The sequence below is a fragment of the Pseudomonas sp. S32 genome (genome assembly GCF_016648095.1).
In the GTDB taxonomy this organism is placed as follows: Bacteria; Pseudomonadota; Gammaproteobacteria; order Pseudomonadales; family Pseudomonadaceae; genus Aquipseudomonas; species Aquipseudomonas parafulva.
In genome coordinates this window covers 1-23,621 of record NZ_JACVVF010000021.1, presented here as the reverse complement: position 1 = coordinate 23,621, position 23,621 = coordinate 1, and the positions used below count along the sequence as shown (strand labels likewise).

Annotated in this window: 12 protein-coding genes; 1 reads left to right on the top strand and 11 read right to left on the bottom strand. The window is 65.6% G+C overall.

What is annotated here, in order from left to right:
* Nucleotides 1–26: 26 nt before the first annotated feature.
* On the bottom strand, nucleotides 27–251 hold the full coding sequence (locus IAE38_RS13425; RefSeq protein ID WP_201217960.1) for a DUF3820 family protein: 225 nt from the start codon (nucleotides 249–251) through the stop codon (nucleotides 27–29).
* A gap of 201 nt (nucleotides 252–452) precedes the next feature.
* Here IAE38_RS13425 and IAE38_RS13420 point away from each other — a divergent pair, with 201 nt between their 5' ends.
* The gene (locus IAE38_RS13420) at nucleotides 453–929 is read left to right on the top strand and encodes a ferritin-like domain-containing protein (protein ID WP_201217959.1); all 477 of its coding nucleotides are present in this window, start codon (nucleotides 453–455) and stop codon (nucleotides 927–929) included.
* On the opposite strand, the gene IAE38_RS13415 is transcribed toward IAE38_RS13420, so the two are convergent.
* The 10 genes from IAE38_RS13415 to IAE38_RS13370 all read right to left on the bottom strand — a co-directional run.
* Nucleotides 926–2,422, bottom strand: a complete 1,497-nt coding sequence (locus tag IAE38_RS13415; RefSeq protein WP_201217957.1) for a sensor domain-containing diguanylate cyclase — start codon at nucleotides 2,420–2,422, stop codon at nucleotides 926–928. The two genes, IAE38_RS13420 and IAE38_RS13415, sit on opposite strands and share 4 nt — an antisense overlap.
* A gap of 143 nt (nucleotides 2,423–2,565) precedes the next feature.
* Nucleotides 2,566–3,900, bottom strand: coding sequence for an OprD family porin (locus IAE38_RS13410; RefSeq protein WP_201217955.1), 1,335 nt, complete (start codon nucleotides 3,898–3,900; stop codon nucleotides 2,566–2,568).
* Between the two features lie 195 nt (nucleotides 3,901–4,095).
* Entirely contained in the window at nucleotides 4,096–4,320 is a 225-nt protein-coding gene (locus IAE38_RS13405; RefSeq protein WP_201217954.1) for a hypothetical protein, read from the bottom strand.
* Nucleotides 4,321–4,540: 220 nt separating this feature from the next.
* Complete coding sequence (locus IAE38_RS13400; RefSeq protein WP_201213835.1) at nucleotides 4,541–5,275, bottom strand: YkgJ family cysteine cluster protein; 735 nt, start codon at nucleotides 5,273–5,275, stop codon at nucleotides 4,541–4,543.
* Entirely contained in the window at nucleotides 5,272–5,583 is a 312-nt protein-coding gene (locus tag IAE38_RS13395; RefSeq protein WP_201217952.1) for a hypothetical protein, read from the bottom strand. The genes IAE38_RS13400 and IAE38_RS13395 overlap by 4 nt, the downstream gene beginning before the upstream one ends.
* A gap of 83 nt (nucleotides 5,584–5,666) precedes the next feature.
* On the bottom strand, nucleotides 5,667–6,566 hold the full coding sequence (locus IAE38_RS13390; protein WP_028631630.1) for a chemotaxis protein: 900 nt from the start codon (nucleotides 6,564–6,566) through the stop codon (nucleotides 5,667–5,669).
* A 72-nt stretch (nucleotides 6,567–6,638) separates the two neighbouring features.
* Nucleotides 6,639–7,823 (bottom strand): HlyD family type I secretion periplasmic adaptor subunit, encoded by a 1,185-nt coding sequence (locus IAE38_RS13385; RefSeq protein WP_201213837.1) that lies wholly within the window; start codon nucleotides 7,821–7,823, stop codon nucleotides 6,639–6,641.
* Nucleotides 7,820–9,982, bottom strand: a complete 2,163-nt coding sequence (locus IAE38_RS13380; RefSeq protein WP_201217951.1) for a type I secretion system permease/ATPase — start codon at nucleotides 9,980–9,982, stop codon at nucleotides 7,820–7,822. The genes IAE38_RS13385 and IAE38_RS13380 overlap by 4 nt, the downstream gene beginning before the upstream one ends.
* Nucleotides 9,979–11,415 (bottom strand): TolC family outer membrane protein, encoded by a 1,437-nt coding sequence (locus IAE38_RS13375; RefSeq protein ID WP_201217949.1) that lies wholly within the window; start codon nucleotides 11,413–11,415, stop codon nucleotides 9,979–9,981. Before IAE38_RS13375 ends, IAE38_RS13380 begins: the two co-directional genes overlap by 4 nt.
* Before the next feature lie 64 nt (nucleotides 11,416–11,479).
* Nucleotides 11,480–23,621: BapA/Bap/LapF family large adhesin (locus IAE38_RS13370; protein WP_201217948.1), on the bottom strand; the 12,142-nt coding region annotated here is incomplete at its 5' end.

Below are 23,621 nucleotides of genomic sequence, written 5' to 3'. Positions count from 1 at the left end.
TTCCGCCGCCCCAAGGCATGGACGCGTCAGCGTGATTGATGCTTGTGCCGCAATGGCACCAGCAGCTCACCCAGGCCGTTATGGTCGATTTCGTGCATCAATGCCAGCAACCCACCCAGTTCCCCCTGCGGGAAACCCTTTCGGGCAAACCAGGCCAGGTAGTCTCCCGGCAGGTCAGCGATGGCGCGACCCTGGTATTTGCCGAACGGCATGGTGCGGGTAACGAGTAATTCCAGGGTTTCTGGGTTCATGTCTGTTCACGGGGTCCGATTGATGCGGTGACGATACTGCAATCTGCACGAGCGCCAAAGTCGCAATCATGCAGAACGCCGCTGCCGAGAGTTTACGGTCATCATTTAAATCATTGATATATATAGAGTTTTATTTATTGGTCAGGTTGGCACGATCGCTGCTCTTATCTAGAGCACTACCACCTGCCAAGGAGTTTTGCCATGAGCAACCCGAACAAAGACGTTGTGGATGTACTGAACGACCTGATCGAGTACAGCAAAGACGGCGAGAAGGGTTTCCGTGAATCGGCCGACGATGTGAAGAACCCTGAGCTCAAGGCATTCTTCGGCCAACGTGCTGGCGAGTGCGCCAACGCAGCAGCAGAGCTGCAAAGCGAAGTGCGTCGCCTGGGCGGCGACCCTGAGACTTCCACCAGCGTCAGCGGTGACCTGCACCGTGGCTGGGTAAACTTCAAGTCCATGCTCACCGGCAAAGACGAAAAGGCTGTTCTCAACGAAGTGGAACGTGGTGAAGACCACGCTCTGAAGGCCTACAAAGAAGCCCGCGAAAAACTGGTCAAGCTTGGCCGTGCAGCTACCGACACCGCCTATGCGCTGGTTGAGAAGCAACTGCAAGGCGTACAGCGCAACCACGACCAAGTGAAAGCCCTGCGTGACTCCGCCCGCGCTGGCTCTTAACGGCCAGGCCCCTCGACACGGTTGCGGCCATTGGCTTTAGCCCTGTAGAGCGCTTCATCCGCAGCACCCAGCAGGCCTGCCAGGTCATGCTGGGTGTTTGCCGTGTGTGCACTGACGCCAATGCTCACCGTGACAGGTTGTGTGTCCTGGCCAAACGGCGCCAGCCGCTCAACCTGGGCGCGTATTCTCTCTGCCAGCAGCATCGCCCCCGCCTCGTCGGTTTCCGGTAATACCACCTGAAATTCCTCACCGCCGTAACGTGCTGCCAGGTCGGCAGGCCGCCTGATCGACGCCTCGATGGCCTTGGCTACCTCGCGCAGGGCATGGTCGCCACCTGCATGGCCGTGGCGCTGGTTGAATGCCTTGAAATGGTCCACATCCACCATCAGCACGGCGAGTGGCTTGCGGTTGCGCTGGGTACGCGCCCATTCCTGGCGCAGCACCTGGTCGAGCCGCCTGCGGTTGGCCAGGCCGGTCAGGCTGTCGGTCGCAGCCAGGGCGGCAAGGCCCTGTTCAGCCTGGTGGCGCCGACGCAGTTCTCGGCCCAGCAGCAGCGTCAGCCACAGGATGCCTGCACACAGCAGGCCCGTGGCGACACTGACCATGATGGCGGTGCGGCGCCACGAGGCGAATACGTCGTCGGCAGAATGCACCACCAGCACGATCAGGGGCAGTTGCGCGACCCTGGCGAAGGTGTACATGCGCGGGCGACCGTCGGTTGCCGACGCCGCAGTAAAACTGCCGCTCTGCTGGCTGAGCATGCGGCGAAAATTCGGTCGGTCTGCATAATTGCTGCCGATGGGTGGGTCCTGCGCGCGTGCGGGTTGACGCGCCAGCAGCTGGCCATCGGTATTGAACAGGTTGATGTTGCTGTCCGCGCCAATGTCCAACCTGCGGAACAGGTCCACGAAGTAAGACAGGCGCAGGGCACCGGCGGCAACACCGGCAAATTCGCCACCAGGCCCCGTGATGCGCCGGCTGAAGCTGATGCACCAGTCCAGCCCACCCAGCCGCGCTTTGAACGGTGGGCCAACCAGCAAGCCCAGGCTGTCGTTGCGCGCGTGGGCCTGAAACACCCCGGTATCGGCGAAATTGGCCTTGCGTGGCACAGTGCTGGTGGAGTCCCCCACCACATCGCCTTGCTTGTCCAGCCATAGCACGTCCCCGCGCTTGCGGTCGACGAACGCTTCGTTGAACAGCAGGCGCTGGCGCAGCGGGCCCGGTATGCTCGGCAGCTCGCTACGCCCAACGGCCCATATCAGGCCCTTGAGGGATTGGTCGTAGAGCTCGGCATTGCGCAAAATGTCACTTTCGATCAGCTGCACGATGTTGTTGGCCGAGCGCACGGCCGACAGCTCCACGCTGTCCCGCTCACGGGCCAGCAGGTAACTGACGATGGCTACGATCGCCAGCACGGCCACGCAGCTGCCCAGGGTAAGCGCCAGTTCGGGGTGTGACCTGTGAAGTGCGAAACGCGGTGAGGGGGTTGGCATGTTCGCTACTGCAGGGGCAGGGCCATTCGCGGCGGCGACATTCTAGGGAACTGTGGATTGTCGGACAAGTTTGCCCGACAGAATCCCCATGCGGCAGTGTTCAGCACTGCCGCATGTTCAGTTCAAGGGGCGGCAGACCAAGGTCAGAACACGTTGAACGGGTAGTCGACGATAACCCGCACTTCATCGTTGTCGCTGTTGCTGTCGATGGACGCATAGCCCTGGCTGCCACGGTGGGTGGCGTAGCGCAGCAATACCGACAGGTCCTTGAAGTCACCTTCCTGGAACACGTATTTCACATCCAGGTCGCGCTCCCAGTGTGTGGCGTTCTTGCCGTCGGCGCGGTAGTAGTCGTAGTGGGTATTGCCCTGGTCGGCCTTGGTCAGGTCTGCCTTGCCCCGCGAGTACGACAGCGACGTGCTCAGGCCAGGCACGCCCAGGCCGGCGAAATCGTAGCCGTATTGCAGCTTCCACGAGCGCTCGTTGGGCGCGTTGAAGTCCGAGTACATGCGCGAGTTGTCCAGGTACACGCTGTCACCCAGGTTGATGTAGTCGAACGGCGTGTCACCGTTGACCCGCTGGTAGGCCGCCGTCACGCTGTGGTGCCCGGCGTTCAACGTCAGGTGCAGGCTGTAGGTATTGTTGTCGATGCGCCCGAGCAACGCCCTGCCGGTGTTCTGGGTGTGGTAGAAGTGCGCGCCGGGGTTGAGGCTGAGCTGCTCGTTGACCACGTAGGTGTAGTCGAAGTCGGCGTAGTACTGGTTCCAGATGTCCTTGAGCTCGGCGGCATACAGGCTGGTGGTGATGCTTGGCGTGCCGGTCCAGGCGGCACCGGCCCAGCTCAGGTGTCGGCTTTTGTCGTGGCCGTCGAGGGTGCCGTAGTAGCTGTCGATGCGGCGGTGCCCGCTTTGGTTGTATGGCTTGGTGAAACTCACCTGGCCACCTTCGAGCAACAGGCCGTCGATGCTGTGATTGCTCAGGCTGACGCCGCGGAAGGTCTGCGGCAGCATGCGGGTTTCACCACCGGCGATCACCGGGTTGGTCAGGAACAGGTCGCCGGCTTTCAGTTCCGTATCCAGTGCCTTGAGCTTCACCGCAGCCCCCGCGGTGGAGAATGAACGCGGGGCGGCGCCCAGTTCGCCATCAGCTTTGACATGGGCAGGCAGGATGCTGGTACCGGCATAACCGCCACCGCCGTCCAGCTTCAGCCCCAACATGGCGTGGGCATCGAGACCAAAGCCGACCGTGCCGGGGGTATAGCCCGATTCGAAACGCGCCACGGCACCCTGGCCCCATTCACGTTTGTCGCGAACGCCGGGGTTGTGGTTGTCGCGGTTGAAGTAGGCATTGCGCAGGTTCAGGTTCAGGGACGAGCCTTCTACAAAACCCTGGCCCGGGCTGTCATCTGCCTGGGCGGCGCATGGAATAGTTGCAGTCAATGCAATGAACAACGGGGTAAAACGGAACGCGGAAGGCACCGGGACAAGCTCCTTGTTTCTGTCGGTGGGGCAGTTTTTGTTGTCGATAGTTGCGCTTTATATCAAGAGACGATAGGGCCGGGCAGAAAACCAGCGCCTATAAAAAAAGCCGCTGATCGGCAGCGGCTTTCAAAGGCTAACATATCGACACAAACCCTGGCCATGTCACCCAGGGCCCACCTCCGCACAGCGGCATCAGCTGTCGGCATTGGCATCCACGGTAGCTTTTGCAGCGGTCTGTTTTGCGCCTTTCACGGTATCCAGCTGTTGTGTGGCAACGGCTTCGCGAGCCTCTTCGTGGGTGCTGGCGAATGCTGCATTGCGGGCGACGAACGCCGGGGATTCTTCGGCCATGGCCAGGGGTGACAACAACAGGGAAGACAGGACGAAGACGCTGGCAATACCCATACTGTTGGACATTTGTAACTACCTTCTTGCGGTGCAAGTGTTAATGAGGACAGGGCTGAAGTTAGCCCTTCACCGGCCTTGGAAACAGAGCGAAGTTGGATAAGCACTCTTGCATGAAAGGTAACTATCTTCGTCGAACAGGTAGCGTTCAAGGCGTGAAGGCGCGGGCTAGAGCCTTTCAAGCCCATCGCCCGTTACGCCTGGGGCAGGCGCGCGCGACCAATAGGGGCGTTCAGAACCCGATAAAAGCGTAATAAACAGGCGGTTCGCTGGTGGTTTGCATCCCCCAGGCCTGCAAGTCTGAAACCAGTGCTTCATTCTCCACATGCAAGGTCCAGTGCTCACCGTCGGTTTCTGCAACCTGCGCCAGGGCCGTTGCGAAAGCGCCCATGTCGGGCAGGTAGGCGGTAAAGCCATTGCCTTTCACCGCGCTGGTGGTCATGCCCAGCCTCTGGCACACCGCAACCTTGGCGGCGATGTCGTCACGGTCAGCCTGGCGCGATGCCTGCACCAACGCCTCCAGGCCAGCATCCAGCAACTGTGTGCCGTGAATCAGTTGCGGGCCCTGCTGCCAGGCTTCGGGTGGGCAGTCCTTGCTCTCCGGCCGCAGCGGGATATGCGGGTTGATCTCTACCGGGTAGATACGGCACACCAGCGGCCGTTGCTCGTAGATGGTGCACAGGTCGTTGTCATCCAGGTTGCGACAACGGCCTGGGTTGAAGGCGGCGAAGGTCACCGACACCCGGGCCTCACCACTGCCGCACGGCACCGGGTGGGAGCGACGCAGCACATGGTCGCGCTGCTCTGCCGGCATGCCTGGGCCGTCCGTCACGAACGCCTCGATCAGGACCACCACCTGCCCACCCGCATCCGCCCACTGGCGGGCCTCGCTCAAGGTCAGGGGTACGTGATGCCCGGTGCAGCACTTGCCACAACCGGTGCAGGCGAAACGTAGGCTGTCGGTCACTTGCTCTGCGGGCTCCACTCACTGACGTACGCCTGCTGCTGACGGCGATCGTACAGGCACAGCTCGGTGCCGGTGCGCTGCTTCATGTGCTTTTGCGGGTACACGCCTTCAATCAGCAGGGCGCTCATGGCCACCCGGTCATCGAACTCTGCAGGCTTGCCGCGGGCATGGGCGTTCTTGAACTGGCTGGCGGCCAGGCACGCCTTGATCATTTGCTGGCGGTGTTCGTTCCAGGCCTCGTTGCTGGAGGCTTGGGCACCGCCGCTGAACAGGGCGCAACTGATCACAATGGAGCTGAGGCACTTCATGAATGGCTTCCCACAGGTCGCTGGCTGAGAGGGAATTATGCCCCAGTCACACCCGACGGCAAGTCGGGTGTGGCCGCAGCCGGTCAGCGCTCGGCGAACACCACGGCCCGCGCCGCCACCACCAGGCAGTCGGTCAGCTCCGGGGAAGAAAATTTGGTAAGGATGGCGTTGGCCCCGGCCTGGGTCGCCTTCTCGCTGCTCATGGCGCTGTCCAGCGAGGTGTGCAGCAATACGTAGAGGTGTTGAAAGTCCGGGGTCTGGCGCAAGGTGCGGGTGAACGCGTAGCCGTCCATTTCGCTCATCTCGATGTCCGAGACGATGATGTTGATTTCCTGCGCCGTGCCTTGCAGTTCCAGCAGCACGTTGATGGCGTCCTTGGCACTGCGCGCGGTGCGGCATTCGATGCCCAGGTTGCGCAGGGTATGCACCGACTGCTGCAGGGCCACGTTGCTGTCGTCCACCACCAGAATATTGGCAGCGGCCAGCAGGCTGGCATCTTCCTCGCTGAGCCCGCCTGGGTGAGGCTCCGGCGCAGGCGGGGCGATGCCGTGGATGACTTTTTCGATGTCCAGTACCTGTACCAGGGCGTTATCCACCCGCGTTACACCGGTGATGAACGAGCGGTTGCCCGAGCCGAAGGGCGGGGGTTTGATGTCGGTGCTCAGGCAATGCACGATGCGGCTTACCGCCTGCACGTGCAGGCCCTGGCGCGAGCGGCTGATCTCGGTGACGATGAGGCAGCCACCGTTCGGGTCGGCCAGCGGCATCTCGCCGATGGCGCGGGACAGGTCGATGACCGACAGCGGGTGGCCACGCAAGGTGGCCACGCCCTTCACGTGCGGGTGCGATTCAGGCAGCTTGGTCAGCGCCGGGCAGGGGATGATTTCGCTGACCTTGAGCAGGTTGATTGCCATCAGCTTGCCGCTGCGCAGGGTGAACAGCAGCAGGGACAAAGCGTCCGCGCGGGCATTTTGCGTGGCCATGGTGACCTTCGGTGGCGAACAGGGGATAACAGGCTATCGGCCTGTTCCGTGCAGGCTTTAGGGGTGGATTGACTAACGTTCGCGCAACGCCTCCTTGGCCCGGTTGAGCGGCTTGATCAGGTAGTCGAGGATGGTCTTTTCGCCGGTGCGGATATCCACCGTGGCAATCATCCCCGGCACGATCGCAAAGTGCTTGCCAGCCTTGTTCTGCAGGCTGTCCTGCTCGGTGCGGATGAACACCCGGTAGTAGTAGATTTCCGGTTTTACCTCGTCCTGCAGGGTATCGGGCGAGATCCCCACCACCTTGCCTTCCAGGCCGCCATACACCGAATAGTCATAGGCGCTGATCTTTACCTTGGCCTGCTGGTCTGGGTGGATGAAGGCGATGTCGCGCGGTGCGATGCGGGTTTCGATCAGCAGGCGTTCGTCCATCGGCACGATCTTCATCACCTGGCCGCCCGGCTGCACCACGCCGCCCAAGGTGTTGACCTCGATGTCCTTGACGATACCGCGCACCGGCGAGCGCAGCGTCAGGCGGGTGAGCGAATCGCTGCGCCCACGAATGACCTCCGACAAACTGTCGGCCTCGGCGCTGGCCTTGGCCAGTTCTTCCCTGGCGCGCACCAGGTAGTCCGACCGCGCTTCGGTGGCCTTGAGTTCCAGTTCCGAGCGCTGGCGGTTCAGGCGGATCACCTCCACCCGGCTGGAAGCGCCCATCTTGGCCAGGTTTTCGGTGATTTTCAGCTCGCTGCGCACCAGCCGCAGCGAGTCCTCGATGCCGGCCAGGGTCTGCTCCAGGCCACGGCGGCGGGTCTGGTACAGCGCGGTTTCGGCATCGATCAGCTCCGGCGATTCGCGCAAGCCGGGCGGGAACACTAGGGGCTTGCCAGTGACCTCTGCCTGCAGGCGCGCCTGGCTGGCCTTTGCCGCGCGGTACTTGGCCTCGCTCTCGCCTACGCTGGAGGCCGTCTTGGTTGGGTCGAGCTGGGCCAGCACCTGGCCGCGCTCGACCAGGTCGCCTTCGGCCACACTCATCTGCGCGACGATGCCGCCTTCGAACGACTGGATCACCTGCTCCCGCGAACTGGGGATGACCTTGCCAGTACCGGTGGATACTTCGGTTACTTCGAACCAGGCCGCCCAGGCCAGGAACGCCGCCAGCATCAGTGCGCACAAGGTGATCAGGCGGCTGGCGCGGAACACCGCCTGGTCGTCCTGCCCATCGAGGTAAGAGGCGGGGAGTTCATGGTTGCTCATGCCTGCGCTCCTTGCAGCTTGGCCAGCGCGGCTTCGCGCGCATCATCGATGACGACCCGCCCGCCATCGAGGACCACGATGCGGTCCACCCGTTGCAGCACGCTCAGGCGGTGGGTGGCGATCACCAGGGTGCGGCCCTGGCAGAAGCGGTCCAGGTTATCCAGCAGCCGGCGTTCGGTGATGTCGTCCAGCGAGGCGGTCGGCTCATCCAGCAGCAGAACCTGCGGCTGGCGCACCAGCAGGCGCGACAGCACCAGGGCCTGGCGCTGGCCGCCAGACAACCCCAGCCCGCCCTCCAGGATCAGGTGGTCCATGCCTTTGGGTAGGCGCCGCACGAAGTCCAGGGCGCCGGTGGCAGCCAGCGCGGCCACCAGTTCCTGGTCGCTGGCCTGGCCGGCCCCCAGGGTGAGGTTTTCCCGCAGGGTGCCGTGGAACAGCCGTGCGTACTGGGCCAGCAGCCCCACGTCGCGGCGCAGGTCGGCAGGATCGAGGTGGGCCATGGCGATGCCATCCAGGCTGACTTCACCCTGGCTCAGGTCCATTGCGCCGGCAAGGGCCTGCAGCAGTGTCGACTTGCCTGCACCGTTGCGGCCCAGCACGGCAATGCGTTCGCCTGGGCGAATGTCCAGCCGGGCGATGTTGAGCACCGGTGGGGTGTCTTCGCTGTAGCGGAAGGTGGCCTGGCGCAGGCTGTACTCCCCGCGAATGGCGGGCAGGTGCACCCGTGCCTCACCCTCCGGGTGGTCGACGGGCGACTGCATCAGCTTGTCCAGCCCCTGCAGGGCCACCTTGGCCTGCTGCCAGCGGGTGAGCACATGGGTAAGCTGGGCCAGCGGGGCCATCATGCGCGAAGACAGCATGGACGCGGCCACCAGGCTGCCGGTGGTGAGGTCCCCGGCAATGACCATGGGCGCGCCGATGACGATGACCACGGCGAACACCGCGCCCTGTACGTTCTGCGTCCAGGCCACCAGGCCATTGGTGAGTGTGCGCAGGCGCAGGTTGGTGTGGGCGCAGGCGGCGTTGTACTGGTTCCATTGCCGCTCGAAGCGCGCTTCGGCCTGCAGTGCCTTGATTTCGTCCAGGCCTTGCACGCTTTCCACCAGCATGGCATTGCGCAGCGACGACTCGCGCATCGACGCATTGGCCAGCCGGGCCAGGCGCCGCTGCGCCAGCAGGCCAGGCAGCACCATGGCCAGCAAGGCCACCAGCGGCACGAACACCAGCACGCCGCCGATCAGCCAGAACACCAGCAGGAACAACAGGAAGAAGGGCAGGTCGGCCAGCGCCGTGGCCGTGCTGGAGGTGATCAGGTCACGCACCGACTCCAGCTCGCGCAATTGCGAGATGAACGAGCCGGTGGATTTGGGCCGTACCGAGTTGCGCAGGCGCAGGGCATGCCCGTACACCAGGTCGCTCACCCGCAGGTCTGCACGCTTGCCCAGCAGGTCGGTCACCTTCAGCCGCAACAGGCGCATGCTGAAGTCGAAGACCAGCGCCAGCACCACACCACCAAACAGCACGTACAGGGTGGGCAGCGATTCGGCCGGGATCACCCGGTCGTACACCTGCATGGAAAACAGCACACCCGCCAGCGCCAGCACATTGGCCACCAGCGAGGCGACCATCACCTGGCCATAGGGGCGCAGGTCGCGCAGCACGATGCGGGCGAACCAGTGGCGGTCGTAGGGGGCGGTGTAGTCGTCGGTGCGCACGTCGCGCAGCGGGCGTGCCGGGCGCAGCAGGGCGACGCGGGTGATTCTGCCCACCAGGGTATCGCGTGGCAGGCGTGATGCGAGGCCTTGATCGCCGGCAAACACCACGGCCAGTTCGTCTTCCTGGGTGACCGACTCCACCACCGCCAGCTGGCCATCGTCCAGCTCCAGCACCAGCGGCGTGCGCCACTGACGCAGCCCTTTGGCATCGAAGCGCACGAAGCGCAGCGCCAGGCCCACCTGGCGCGCCATGTGGCGCAGGATTTCGTCCAGCGGGCGGGCATCCTCGTCAGCCGCCAGGCGGATACGCTGGGGCGATACGTCCAGGCGGTAGTGGTGGGCCACCTGCAGCATCACCTCAAGCCACGGGCCCAGGTCTGCGCGGGGTGCGGGTGCCGGGGCCGCGGCCTGTTCAGGCAGCGTCACGTTGATCGGGTCGCTCATGGCTGGATCTCCACACCTTGCAGATTGCGCCCCTCAAGGCCCAGGGCGGCCCGCAGGGCGCCGGTGTTGTACAGGCAGTCTACGTCCAGGCGCAGCAGATCGGAGCGGGTGCCGGCCAGCTCGAAACGTGATTGGTAGATTTCCTGCTCGGCGTTCAGCAGGTCGAGCAGTGGCCGGGTGCCCAGGTCCAGGTATTGGCGGCCGTACAGCATGCGCGCCTCCTGAATGCTGACCTGGCGCGCTTCCAGCGAACCCAGGCGGCGGCCCAGGCCGGAGGTTTGCGCCATGGCCTCGGCCAGCCCACGGCGCGCCTGCAGGCGGGCGGCGTCTTCGGCGGAGTCGGCGGCGGTGAGCGCATAGCCGGCTGCCCGGGTGCGCGCGCTGATGGCCCCGCCCTGGTAGATAGGCACCTCCACGTTCAGGTAGATACCGGCCTGGGTTCGGTCCAGGCGGCCGTTGTCGCGGTTGTAGTCGTTGTCCAGGTAGTGGTTGACCTGCGGCTGCAACGACACTGTCGGGTAAGCCTCGGCCTTGGCCTGGGCCAGTTCGGCCTGGCCCTGAGCGCGCTGGGCGAGGGCCATCAGCACACCGGGCAGGCGCTCGTCGCCCTGTGCCGGGCGCTGGCAAGCCTGGGCCAGTTCCGGGGGCGGCTGCTCGGTGAGGGACACGGGCGTGACGCGCCCCAGCAAGGCGGCCAGGGTGGAACGCCAGCGTTCGTATTGCGAGCGGTATTCTTCCAGCACGGCGCGGGCGCTTTGCACCCGGGACTCGGCCTGCACCACGTCGGAACGGGTACTGGCACCCATGTCGCTGCGCTGACGGGCCATGGTGGCAATGTCACCGACCCCGCGGATCTGCTCGCGGGCGATGGCGATCAACTGCTCGTAGCGGCGGGCCTCGATCCAGGCATAGGCGGTATCGCGCGCCAGGTCGTCCACTACCAGCAGGATGTTGGCCTGGGCACGGGCGGCAGCGGCCTGGGCGGCGCTGACCGCATGGTCCACCTTGCCGAAGTCGTACAGCATCTGCTTGAGCGAAAGGTTTACCGCCTGGCTGTTGCGGTCACCCCCATAGCCGGTGTCATAGCCGGTGCGGATACCACCGGAAATCTGCGGGTAATAACCCGCTCGGGCGACGTTGATGCCCTCGCCCTGCTTGTAGAGGTCGCCGATGGCCTCGGCGATGCTCGGGTGCCATTGCGCGGCCTGCAGCACCGCATCGGACAACCCCAGGCGCTGTGCGCTGGCTACCGGCACTATGCCTGTGGCGGGGCGGGTGGGTACGGCACCTGGCGCATCACGTAACAGCGATGGGCCAATCTGGCGCAACGTCGGGTCCAGGTCATCGGCGGCTTGGGCCGCCGGGTAAAGGTTCATGGCCAGGAGCCCGAAGGCCCCCAGCAACAACGGTGACAGCGCACTGCTTCGCTTCACTGAGTGTCCTTACTGCTGATCATCATCCATGCCGCCGGGTAAACCCGGCGGGTGTGCAACGGCCTCAAACCACATGAATACCGTTCTGTACCCACAATTGATGGCTCGGGTCCTCCTGGGCCGTGTATTGGTTATAGTCGATACCGTCCAGGCTGTGGTTGCCGATGCGGTTCCAGGTGTCGGTCATCAGCACCGTGTCGTGCTCGTCACCCTTGATGATCAGGGTGTCGTTGGCGCTGTCGGTCACCGCCACCACGTCAGCCAGGCTGAGGGTGAGCGCCACGGCGCTGGTAGCGTTGAGGTCGATCACCTCCAGGTCATGCACCTGCCCGGCCAGGTTGGCCAGGTCGATGCTGGCATCGCCACCGCCCCACAGCAGGGCATCGTTGCCGGTGCCGGTATCCACGCTGACGAAGCCGTTATCCAGGGTGACCTGGGTGCCAGTATCCGCGTGGCTGGCCACCGCCGTGTTGCTGCCATCATCGCTGTCGACGGCCACCTCACCGGCGGTAGCCGCCGCCAGGGTGCTCAGCGCGACTCCTTCGTCACTGGCATCTGCCACCAAGGCACTGCTGGTGGTGAAGCCGGTGACTGGGTCCAGGTTGATGGTGAGTGTGGCCGTGTCGGTGGTGCCATTGGGGTGGGTCAGCTCGTAGGTGAAGGTTTCTTTCTGGCCGACCACCGCCGAGGTCAGCCCGGCGTTGAGCGTGTAGTTGTAGCTGCCGTCGGCAAACACCACCAAGGTGCCGTAAGTGCCCTGCACGCTGGCACCGTTGTAGCCGGGCAGGGTGAAGGTGTTGGCTGCGGTCAGCACGCTGAGCACCGTCAGTGGCGAGCCCAGGTTGTCTGCCCCCGCGCCGTCTGTCAGCAGGTTGCCTGACACAGGCGTGTAGTTGCCGACCACGAACTCGTTGAGGTGAGTGGCCGTGGCATTGACGGTGGTAGTGAGCGAGCTGAGCAGGCCGATACCGCCGGCCGTTACGCGCACGTGGTAGGTACCCGCCCCCTGGTTCTGGAAGGTGTACCCGGCGCCCCCGCCCAGCAGGCTGAGCAGCGAGGTACCGGCCACGGTCTGCACGGTCACGTACTGCCCGGTAGTGGGGTTGAGCTTGAGCAGCTCCAGCGTGGTGCCATTGAGCAGGCCCAACAGGTTGGTGGAGTTGAGCACCACTTGCAGGTCGGCGGAGGTATTGGCCGCCACGGTGGTGGTGTAGGTTGCCGAGCGGCTGCCGAGCACTGGCAGCGACAGCGCCGCGAAGGTGGTACTGCTGGAGGTCTGCAGGTTGACCAGGCTGATGTTGGTGTTGTCTACGTCGTTCACCGCATCCACCACGGTGGCAGGCGCTGCGTAGTTGTTGTCATTCCAGGTTTCGGTAGCCTGCGGGCTGTCGATGCGCACATACAGGTTGGCCGTGTCGGACTTGCCGTTGGGGTGCACCAGCTGGTAGCTGAACACATCCACCTTGCCAACGCTGGCGGGGCTGCCGTTGGGGGTGTAGGTGTAGCTGCCATCCCCACGGATCACCAGCGTGCCGTATAGCCCTTGCACGGTGGTGGCGCTGCCTGCGCTGATGTAGCTGCCGGCCTTGAGCACCTGCAGTACCGCTTCGCTGTCCGGGCCGCGCGCGTCCACGCTGCCGTCAATGCCCACATCGGTAATCACGTTGCCCGAAGCGGCAGTGCCGGTACCGGTGAACTGCGTCAGGCTGGTGGTTTGCACCTCCAGCGCGGTCGTCACGGTGGTCAGCAGGCCGATACCGCCGCTGCCTACCGTCAGCCGATAGTCGCCGGCCAGCAGTTCGCCGATGCCCACGCGTATGCCCTGGCCCAGCGGCAGCAGCACCAGGTCGAGCAGGCCCTGGCTGTTGCCGGTTGCCAGGGTTACCCAGTTGCCGCTGGCATTCTTCACCTGCAGGGTGAAAGTGGCGTTGTCCAGCAGTGCCAGCGCGCTGTCGGTGCTCAGTGTCAGGGTAGGGTCAGCCGTGGTCCCGGCTGCAACGGTCCAGGTGAAGGTTTTGCTGAAGCCCGCGAGCAAGGTGCTGAACGTGTCCTGGTACACCCGCGTGCTCACCACCGGCGCCAGGTTGACCACGGCGGTGGCCAGGTTGTCGCTGGCAATGACTGGCGCGTTGGCATCCACATCAGGGGCCGTTACGGTGACATTGCCGGACAGGTTACCGCGTGGGTCGCTGAGGGTGACAGACACCACTTGGCCGTTGTCCTGTGGCGGGTTCAGGGTGAGGGTGAAGGTACCGTTGGCCTGCACCGTGCCGGTCTGCAGCACTGTGCCGGTGGCGCTGCGTACAGTGACCGTGGCACCCACTTCACCGGTACCGGTCAGGCTGCTGCCGTCGGCGCTGAACTGCAGGTTGCCGGCAGCGGCGGGCGGGGTGAGGTCTGGCGCGGTCAGCGCAGTGCTGGTCGAGACGTTACCCGCACCGTCGGTGAGCGTCACCGTGAGGGCCTGGTTGTCGATTTGCGCAGCGGCCAGGCTGACCACGAACAGCCCGTTGCTGCCCACCGTCGCGGTACCCAGCACGGTGCCTGCGCTGTTGCGCACGGTGGCTGTACTACCCACCTGGCCAGAGCCGCTTACCGCAGTACCCAGGGCGTTGATGGTGGCCACGGGTGCGGCCGGTGGCGTGGTGTCCGGGGCGGCCAGGCTGACACTGCCCGACAGGTTGCCAGCAGCATCGGCCTGGCGCACCACCAGCAACTGGCCGTCGTTCTGTGGTGTGGTCAGGGTAATGCTGAAGGCGCCATTGGCCTGCACCAGGCCGCTGCCCAGCTGCCCACCAGGGCCCTGCACGGTCACGGTAGCGCCCGCCTCACCGTTGCCGGTCAGTACAGTACCTGTGCCGTTTATGGCAACGTTGGTGGGGGCGGCGGGGGGCTGCACGTCGGCAGCGGTGAAGCTGGTGCTGGCAGACACGTTGCCTGCTCGGTCGGCCTGGCTCAGGCTCAACACCTGGCCGTTCAACTGGGCAGCATTCAGGTTGACGCTGAAGTTGCCGGCGGTATTCACCACCGCAGTGCCCAGCACGGCGTTGCTGGCATCACGCACGGTGACGTTGGCACCTGCCTCGCCGCTGCCGGTCAGTACCAGGCCATTGGGCGACAGTGCGATCACCACCGGGCTGGCCGGTGGGGTGATGTCCGCTGCCACCACGAAGGTTGGCTGCGATTCGCCCCCCACCAGCGCCACGGCGGTTACCGTCAGTTGCTGACCGTTCAGTTGCGGCGTATTCAGTTGCAGGCTGAAGGCGCCGTTGAGGGTGGCACCGCCCACGCCGATCTGATTGCCCGCGGCATCGTAAACCCGAATGCCGGTACCGGTAGGCGCGTTGCCCGTCAGCGTCAGGCCGTCGCCGGCCAGCACCACGTTGGTGGGCGGCACCGGTGGCGCTGCCAAGGGGGTGATGTACGTCACGCTGGCAGAGGTGTTGGACGCCGCGTCGGTCTGGTAGATCACCAGGCTGGCCACCGACCCTGCGGCTGGCTGCGTGACGATCTGGAACGTACCTGCCTCGCTTACCTCGCCAGTGCCGATCACCTGGTTGTTCTTGCTGATGGTGACGGTGGCGCCAGGTTCGCCACGGCCCGTGATCACGGTGAACGTGTTGTCCACCGCCAGGTCGGTGACGGGGGCAGGCGGGGAGGTATCCCGGGCCTGCAGAGTTGCGGGTATCGACTCGTTGCCGGCCGCGTCTGTAGACACGATAGTGAGCAACTGGCCGTTGTTCTGCAGAGGGTTCAGCGCAACCGTGAAGGCCCCGCCCTCGGGCACTTGCACAGTACCGACTTCGGCACCGTTCGGGCCGCGTACGCTAATGGTGCTGCCTGCCTCGGCAGTACCGGTGAGTGTCGCGCCCAAGGGGGCCAGCACCAGGTTTGACGGCTGTACCGGGGGTGTCAGGTCAGGCGCCTCAAGTGCCAGGGCCGGTGATGGATTGCCGGTGGCATCCTGGGCAATCACCGAGAGTGTCTGGCCGTTGACCTGTGCCGGCACCAATGCCAACACGAAGGTGCCGTCAGCCGCCACCACGGCCTGACCGACCAGGTCGCCTGCATTGTTCAGCACAGTGACGCGCGCGCCGGCCTCGGCCGTGCCCACCACCTGGGTACCACTGTCGTTGATGGTGGCTACCACGGCAGCCGGTGGGGTGATGTCCAGGGCTGTGAGGTTGCTGATGGGGGAGACGTTGCCCGCCGCGTCGGTCAGGGTTACCTGCAGCACCTGGCCGTTGAGCTGGGCGGCGTCCAGTTGCACGGTGAAGATGCCGGCTGGTGTCACCTGGCCGGTACCGATCTGGGTGGTGCCGACGAATACCCGCACGGTGGCGCCCGGTTCGCCGATACCGCCCAGCGTGTCACCCGCCACGCTCAGCTGCAACGCCGTGGCTGCGGCCGGCGGGGTCAGGTCTGGTGCCACTACGCTGACCGGTTCGCTGACGTTGCCGGGTGGGTCGGCCTGTTGCACCGACAGCACCTGGTTGTCGATTTGCGCAGGGGAAAGTTCGACGCGGAAGCTGCCATCGGCAAGCACCGTGCCCGTGCCAAGCCGTACGCCGGCCGCGTTGCTGACGGTGACCGTGGCGCCGGCCTCACCCCGGCCGGTGATCACGCTGCCGTCGGCGTTGATGGTGACTTGGGTGAGGGCGTCAGGCGGGGTGAAGTCCGGCGTTTGCAGGGTCGCCACTGCAGATACGTTACCGGCAGCGTCTGCCTGGGTGAAGCTGAGCAATTCGGCATTGCTCAGCGCGGGGTTGAGGTCAAGGGTGAAGTGGCCGCTGGCGTCTACCGTGGCGCTGCCAAGGGTTTCACCCTCGGCGTTTTTCACCGTGACCAGCGCGCCGGCTTCGCCACGGCCCGTAATGGTGACACCGTTGCTGGAGATGGCGAGCTCGCCGGGGGCAGCCGGCGGTGTGGTGTCCGGTGCCGTTATGACGCTGGGGAGCGACTGGTTGCCGGCCGCATCGGTGAGCAGCACTTCCACTTGCTGCCCATTGGCCTGGGGCGCCGCCAGGCTGACCTGGAAGGTGCCGTCGCCGCGCACGGTCGAGGTGCCCAGCACACTGCCGTCGGCAGCCAATACCCGTACCGCTGCGCCTGCCTCGCCCGTGCCGTTGAGCAGCGAACCGCCGCCGGCAAATGCCAGGCCTTGGGCAGGCTCGGGTGCGATGCGGTCAGGCACCACCAGGCTGACGCTGTTGGACTCGTTACCGGCCGCGTCGGTCTGGCTGGCGCTCAGCACTTCGCCGTTGAGTTGGGCCACCAGCAGGGTGGCGCTGAAGCGGCCATCGGCGGTCACCACAGCGGTGCCGAGGTCGACGCCGCCTGCGCCGGTAATGGTCACGGTTGCACCGGGCTCACCGAGGCCGGTCAGTACCAGGCCGTCGTTGGAAAGCACCAGTGCACTCAGCGGTTGCGGCGCAGTGGTGTCAGAGGCCTGCAGGGTTGCAGGCAGCGATACCGCACCATCGGTGCCGAGCGCGTCTACCCGCAGCACCTCGCCGTTGGCCTGGGCGCTGCCCAGGTTGACGGTGAAGGTTCCATCGTTGGCTACCTGGCCACTGCCCAGCAATTCATCGTTGGAGCCATAGACCCTGACCGTGGTGCCACTGGCGGCCGTGCCCGATACCGACAGGCCGTTGGCGGCCAGCGTCAGGTTTTCGGGTGTCTGCGGTGCAAGCACGCCAGGTGCGGTGATGGTCTGGGCAACCGAGAGGTTCTGCGCCGCATCGGCCTGCACCACGCTCAAGAGCGTGCCTACAGGCGCGGCTGGGTCGAGGGTGACGCTGAAGCGGCCATCCGCTGCGACCTGGGCAGTGCCCAGCAGGGTGCCGTCGGCGGCGCTGACCCTGACCGTGGCCCCCACTTCACCATGGCCTACCAGGGAGGTGCCGTCGGCCGACACGGCCAGGTTGGTCACCGCTGCTGGCGGCGTGGTGTCCAGGGCCGTATAGGTGGCCACGGGCGACACATTGCCTGCGGCATCGGTCGCCGTTACCTGTAAGGTCTGCCCGTTGGTCTGTGGCGTATCCAGGGTGATCTGGAAGGTGCCGTTGCTGGCCACCCGAGCAGAGCCCAGGACACTGCCAGTGGCATCGCGCACGGCCACCGTGCTGCCTGCCTCGGCACTGCCGGTGAGTTGCAACCCACTGGCCGCCAACAGCAGATTGGCGGGCGCAGCCGGTGGCGTGAAGTCCGGTGCGGTGATCGCCACGGCGGGCGAGGTGTTGTTGCCGGCGTCGGTCTGGGTCACGCTCAGGCGCTGGGCATTGAGCTGGGCGCTATCCAGGGTCAGGGTGAAACTGCCATTGGCCGCGACCAGGCCGGTACCGATGATGGTGCCGTCGATGCCGCGCACGGTAACCGTGGCGCCTGCTTCACCCAGGCCGGTGAGGGTCAGGCCATTGTTGTTCAGGGCTACGTTGGTCAGCGCAGCGGGCGGGGTCAGGTCCGGGGTGAGCAGCGTGACGGCGGTCGACGTATTGCCGGCTGCGTCTACCTGGGTTACCCCAATCGCCTGGCCACTGACCTGCGGCGTATCGAACACCACAGTGAAGCGGCCATCGGTACCCACGCTGGCAGTGCCCAGTACGGCGCCGGAGGCGTTGCGCACCTGCACTGTGGCGCCTGGCTCACCGCTGCCGGACAACTGCCGGCCATCCAGGCTCAGCTGCGGGTTGCCCACCGCCGCAGGCGGAGTGCGGTCGGGCGTCAGCACGCTGGCAGGGCCGGACACGTTACCCGCAGCATCGCTCAGGGTCACCTGCAGGGCACTGCCGGTGGTTTGGGCGCTGGGCAGGGTGATTTGGAACTGCCCGCTTTGGTTGACCGTACCGGTAGCCAGCACGGCGCCGCTGGCATCACGTACCGTGACGGTGGCGCCGGCCTCGCCTTGCCCGCTGAGCACAGTGGCGGCACTGTTGAGGCTAAGGTTGCTGGCGGCCGGTGGGGCCTGCAGATCGGGTGCCTGCAAGGTAGCGGCCAGCGACACGTTGCCGGCAGCATCGGCCTGGGTCACGACCAGGTTCTGTGCGTTGACCACCGCAGGGACCAAGTTGACCGTGAACAAGCCGTTGGCGCCCACGGTCGCCGTACCCAACAGGTTGCCCTGGCCATCCATGACCCTGACAGTGGCGCCGACCTCACCTTGGCCGGTCAGCGTGCTGCCAATCCGGTCGATTGCAATGGCGGTGGGGGCGTCCGGCGCCGTAGTGTCTTCTGCCACTACGGTGGCAGGCACCGAAGGCTGCCCGCCTGCGCTGGCGCGAGCGGTCACGTGCAACGTCTGGGCGTTGAGCTGCGCATTCAGGAAGAACACGCGGAAGATGCCATCACTGCCCACTGTGGCGGTGCCGAGGGTTGCCCCTGCCGAGGTTACGGTAATCAGCGACCCCACGGTGCCTTGGCCGGTCAGCAGGAACCCGTCGGCGCTGATAGCCAGGCCGCTCGGGGTGGCCAGTTCATTGCCGGTCGGGCCTGCCAGCGGCACATTGGGAGAGGCGTTGCCTGCCGGGTCGACCACCACCACGTTCACGGTTTCGCCAGCCGTCAGCGGCGGCACTACCGGTACCACGAAGGTGCCATCTGCACTCACGGTTTCACTGCCGCGCTCGCTGCCATCGGGGTTACGGATAACCACCGTGCTGCCAGGCTCGGCGCCGCCGCCTACCACAGCGCCATCGGGGCTGATGGTGACATCGGTCGCCGGCAGCGGTGGGGTGGTGTCCGGGGCGGTAACGGTGATGGGGGCGGTGGCGTTGCCCGCTTGGTCGGTGACCACTACAGTCAGCGGCTCACCATTGAGTAGCGGAGTCGGCAGAGGGACGCTGAAGCTGCCGTCGCCAGTGACCGGCACGGTGATTTCCAGGCCGGTGCTGTCGCGTACGGTCACGGTCGCTGCGCCCGGCGCACTGCCGGAGACCCCGATGCCGTCTTCGCTCACTTGCACGCCGGTAGGCAGTTGAGGCGGGGTGATGTCGGGGGCGGTGATCTGCCCAGGTTGCGATGGGTTGCCGGCAGCGTCTACCAACACCACGTTCAGCAACTGTCCATCCAGCTGGGCGGGCGACAGCGGCACCGTGAAGTTGCCACCTGCCGGCACCTGCACACTGCCCAATACGTCTCCGTTGGCATTGCGCACTTCTACTGTGGCACCAGGCTCGCCGATGCCCTGCAGGGCGTCACCACCCGGATTGATCGCAAGGCCGGTGGCAGTGGCGGGTGGGGTGATGTCATCGGCGATGAACGTGGCCGAGGGGGAGACATTGCCCTGGCTGTCGCTCAACACCACCGACAACACTTCGCCGTTGGTTTGTGGCGGGGTGAGTGACACCTCGAAGTTGCCCTGTGCATCTACTTGCACGCTGCCCAGCAAGGTACCACTCGCACTGCGTACTTCCACGGTAGTCCCGGCTTCACCCTGGCCGGTCAACAGTGTGCCAGCCAGGTTCAGCGCCAGCCCATCTGCTGGCAAAGGTGGCTCCAGGTCTGGCGCGATGAGGGTGCCTGCAGGTGAGAGGTTGCCAGCAGGGTCCGCCTGGGTCACCGACAGGGTCTGCCCGTTGAGCTGGGGCGGTGACAGGGTAACGCTGAAGCTGCCATCTGCCTGCACCACGGCGGTACCGAGGGTCGCGCCAGCGCTGCCGGTGACGGTAACCCGTGCACCCGGTTCGCCGATGCCGGCCAGGAACACGCCATCGGCGGTCAGGGTGAGTTCACCGGGCACTGCCGGTAGCTCGTTGTCGGGCGCCATCAGGTCAACGGCCACAGACAGGTTGCCGGCCAGGTCACGCTGCTCGATGCTCAGCATCTGGCCGTTGGTCTGCGGGGGCACCAGTGCTACTTCGAAGGCGCCGTTGGCGCCCACCTGGGCAGTGCCAAGTACGGTGCCGTCCGGGGCGCGCACGCTCACTGTCGCACCTGGCTCGCCAGTGCCTGTGACCACGCTGCCTTCGCCGTTGATCGCCGCACCGGTGACGGCTAGCGGTGGTGTGGTATCGGGCGCCGTGAAGGGCACTGGCCCGGCGCTGTTGCCCAGGCTGTCGGTCGCCTCGACGGTGAGGTTTTCACCATTGCGCTGCGCGGCTGCAAGGGTGACATCGAAGCGGCCATCGGCGCCGACGGTGGTGACACCCAGTACAGCGCCATTTGCAGCGCGCACGGTGATGATCGACCCAACCTGGCCCACCCCGGTGAGGTGCAGGCCGGCAGTGTCGATACTCAAACCCGACGGCTGTAGCGGGCCGTCCAGGTCGGGTGCGGTAACAGTAGTGCTCGAGCTGTTGCCGGCGGCATCGCGGAGCACCACTTCAAGTACCTGGCCATCGGTTTGTGGCGGGGTCAGTTGCACGCTGATCACGCCGTTGGCGCCTACCTGCGCCGTACCCAGCAGCGTGCCCTGGGCATCGGTGACCTCGACGGTGGTGCCGGCCTCACCGCGGCCGGTCAGCACGCTGCCATTGGCGCTCAGTTGCAGGTCGGTCGGCTCGCTGGGGGCGGTGATGTCCGGGGCAATCACTTGCACCGGCAGGGAGCGGTTGCCACCGTTATCGATGGCTACCACGTCCAGGGTTTCACCGTTGGCCTGCGGCGGTTGCAGGCCGAGGGTGAAATCGCCGTTGGCGCCGGCTTGGGCGCTGCCCAGCAGGGTGCCCTGGGCGTCGCGCACTTCGACTTGGCTATTGGCCGGCGCGGTACCGCTGACGCTGCTACCGTCAGCGGCCACCACAATTGCACTCGGGCTGGCTGGTATCGGCGCCTGTGGCACGGTCACATTGGTGGCAATGGACGTGTTGCCAGCAGCGTCGGTTTGCACCAGCACCAGGGCCTCGCCTGCAATCAGCGCAGTACCCAGGTTCACGACGAAGGTGCCATTGGCAGCCACCGTGGCGGTGCCCAGCACGTCGCCATTGGTATTGCGTACCTGCACCGTGGCACCCGCTTCGCCGTGCCCGGCAACGGCAAGGCTTCCGGCGCCGGCGACCACATCGGTAATGGCGGCCGGTGGGGTGATGTCCGGGGCGGTGTAGGCCAATGGCAGTGAGGTATTGCCGGCAGCGTCGGTCACGGTAATCGACAGTGCCTCGCCATTGGCCTGCGGCGGAGTCAGCGTGAGGCTGAACGTGCCTGAGCCTTGCACGATGGCATTGCCGATCAGGTTGCCTGCTGCGTCGCGCACCTCGACCCGCGCGCCGGCTTCGGCTGTGCCGGTCAGGGTGACGCCCGCACTGAGTACCAGGTCAGTTGGCTGCGCAGGCGGCACCTGGTCGGGTGCGCTCAGCGAAACCGGCGTGGACACGTTGCCTGCCGCATCGGTCAGGGTGACCTGCAGCGCAGAACCGTCCACCACTGGCGGCTGCAGCTGCACCACGAAACCGCCGTCGGCCTGCACGGTCGCGCTTGCCAGCAACTGCCCCTGATCATTGCGCACCTGCACGGTGGTGCCTGCTTCGCCACGGCCCGAGACGGTGCCGCCGTTGGCACTGATGGCCAGGTCTGTTGCAGGTTGGGGCGGGGTGGTATCGATGCCGGTGTCGATGGTCGGCGCAGTCACCAACCCGGGGGCGGAGGTGTTGCCCGCCGTGTCGGTGGCCGTGACCTGCAATTGCTCGCCCGCCACCTGCGCAGGTGTCAGGCCGATGCTGAAGGCGCCGGTGGCAGCCACCACAGCCGAGCCCAATACCGTGACGCCGTCCGCCGCGAGTACGCGTACGGTACTGCCGGCCTCCGCGCGGCCTGTCACTACACTGCCGTCAGCGCTGACCAGCAGCTGACCGGGTTCCTGTGGCGGGGTGATGTCCGGCGCTGTGATCTGTACGGGCAGCGACGCGGCGCCATTGCTGTCGACGGCCACCACGTCCAGCAACTGACCGTTGGCCTGGGCAGGTTGAAGGGGGACGGTGAAGGTGCCTTCGGCCCCAACCACCACACTGCCTACCAGCGTGCCATCGGCATCGCGTACTTGCACGCGGCTGCCAGCAGGGGCAGTGCCGCTGATGCTGCTGCCGTCTTCGGCAACGACCAGGCCAGTTGGGCTGGCAGGCGTCGGCAGGGTCGGTACCTCGAACACCAGCGCCTGAGAAGCATTGCCGCTGGGGTCGGTCTGCACGAGCGTCAATTGCGCGCCTGGCAGGGCAGGCGTGTCAAGGTTGAGCAGGAATGTGCCGTTGACACCCACCACGCCGCTGCCGATTAGCGCACCATTGCCATCGCGCACTTCGATAGACGCGCCGGCTTCGCCGCGACCGCTCAGGGTGAGGCCGGCGTTGCCGACCACGATGTTGCTGACGGGGGCTGGCGGGGTGATGTCCGGGGCGTCGAACTGCAGTGGCGCAGAGCGGTTGCCAGCGGCGTCCACCAGGCGTACGTCCAGCACTTCACCTTTGGCTTGAGTTGGCGACAGGGTAAGGCTGAAGGTGCCGTCTGCTGCAACGCTGCCGGTGCCGACCAATACGCCGGCCGCTGTGCGTACCTCTACGGTGGCGCCAGGTTCACCGCGGCCGGTAAAAGTGGCCCCAGCGTCCAGGGCAAGGTCGGTTGGCTGTGCCGGGGCTTGCAAGTCTGGGCTGACCACCGTTGCCGGTGGCGAAACATTGCCTGCGGCATCGGTGAGCACGACTTGCAGGCTGCTGCCATCCCTTACTGAAGGGTCGAGAGTGAGCTGGAACGTGCCATCCGCGTTGACGCTGCCGCTGACCAGCAGGTTGCCTTGGGTGTCACGCACTTGCACCGTGGCGCCGGCTTCGCCTCGGCCGCTCAGCAGGGCACCGGCCAAGCCGATGACCAGGTCAGTCGGCGCGAGCGGCGGGGTGGTGTCGCCGCCATCGATATCCGGGGCGGTGATGCTGCCTGCGCCGGAGACGTTGCCGGCGCCATCGGTGGCAGTCACTTGCAACACCTCGCCATTCACTTGTGGCGGGGCCAGGGTGACGCTGAAGCTGCCGGTGGCACCCACCACGACGCTGCCTAGCACCGTGGTGCCGTCGGCAGCCAGGACTCGGATGGTACTGCCCGGCTCGCCGCGCCCACTTACCTGGGTGCCATCTGCATTGATCGCCAGTTCGCTTGGGGTGGCCGGGGGTGTGATGTCGGGGGCTGTGATTTGGGCAGGCAGGGAAGACAGGCCGTTTTCGATGGCGACTACGTCCAGCAATTCGCCGTTGGCTTGGGCTGGATTCAGCGTGATGCTAAAGGTG

What these genes read in the sequence shown, in the direction of transcription:
- IAE38_RS13380 (WP_201217951.1), bottom strand. Translation starts at nt 9,982, where the DNA reads ATGAGCGACCCGATCAACGTGACGCTGCCTGAACAGGCCGCGGCCCCG.
- IAE38_RS13395 (WP_201217952.1), bottom strand. Translation starts at nt 5,583, where the DNA reads ATGAAGTGCCTCAGCTCCATTGTGATCAGTTGCGCCCTGTTCAGCGGC.
- IAE38_RS13425 (WP_201217960.1), bottom strand. Translation starts at nt 251, where the DNA reads ATGAACCCAGAAACCCTGGAATTACTCGTTACCCGCACCATGCCGTTC.
- IAE38_RS13415 (WP_201217957.1), bottom strand. Translation starts at nt 2,422, where the DNA reads ATGCCAACCCCCTCACCGCGTTTCGCACTTCACAGGTCACACCCCGAA.
- IAE38_RS13385 (WP_201213837.1), bottom strand. Translation starts at nt 7,823, where the DNA reads ATGAGCAACCATGAACTCCCCGCCTCTTACCTCGATGGGCAGGACGAC.
- IAE38_RS13405 (WP_201217954.1), bottom strand. Translation starts at nt 4,320, where the DNA reads ATGTCCAACAGTATGGGTATTGCCAGCGTCTTCGTCCTGTCTTCCCTG.
- IAE38_RS13390 (WP_028631630.1), bottom strand. Translation starts at nt 6,566, where the DNA reads ATGGCCACGCAAAATGCCCGCGCGGACGCTTTGTCCCTGCTGCTGTTC.
- IAE38_RS13420 (WP_201217959.1), top strand. Translation starts at nt 453, where the DNA reads ATGAGCAACCCGAACAAAGACGTTGTGGATGTACTGAACGACCTGATC.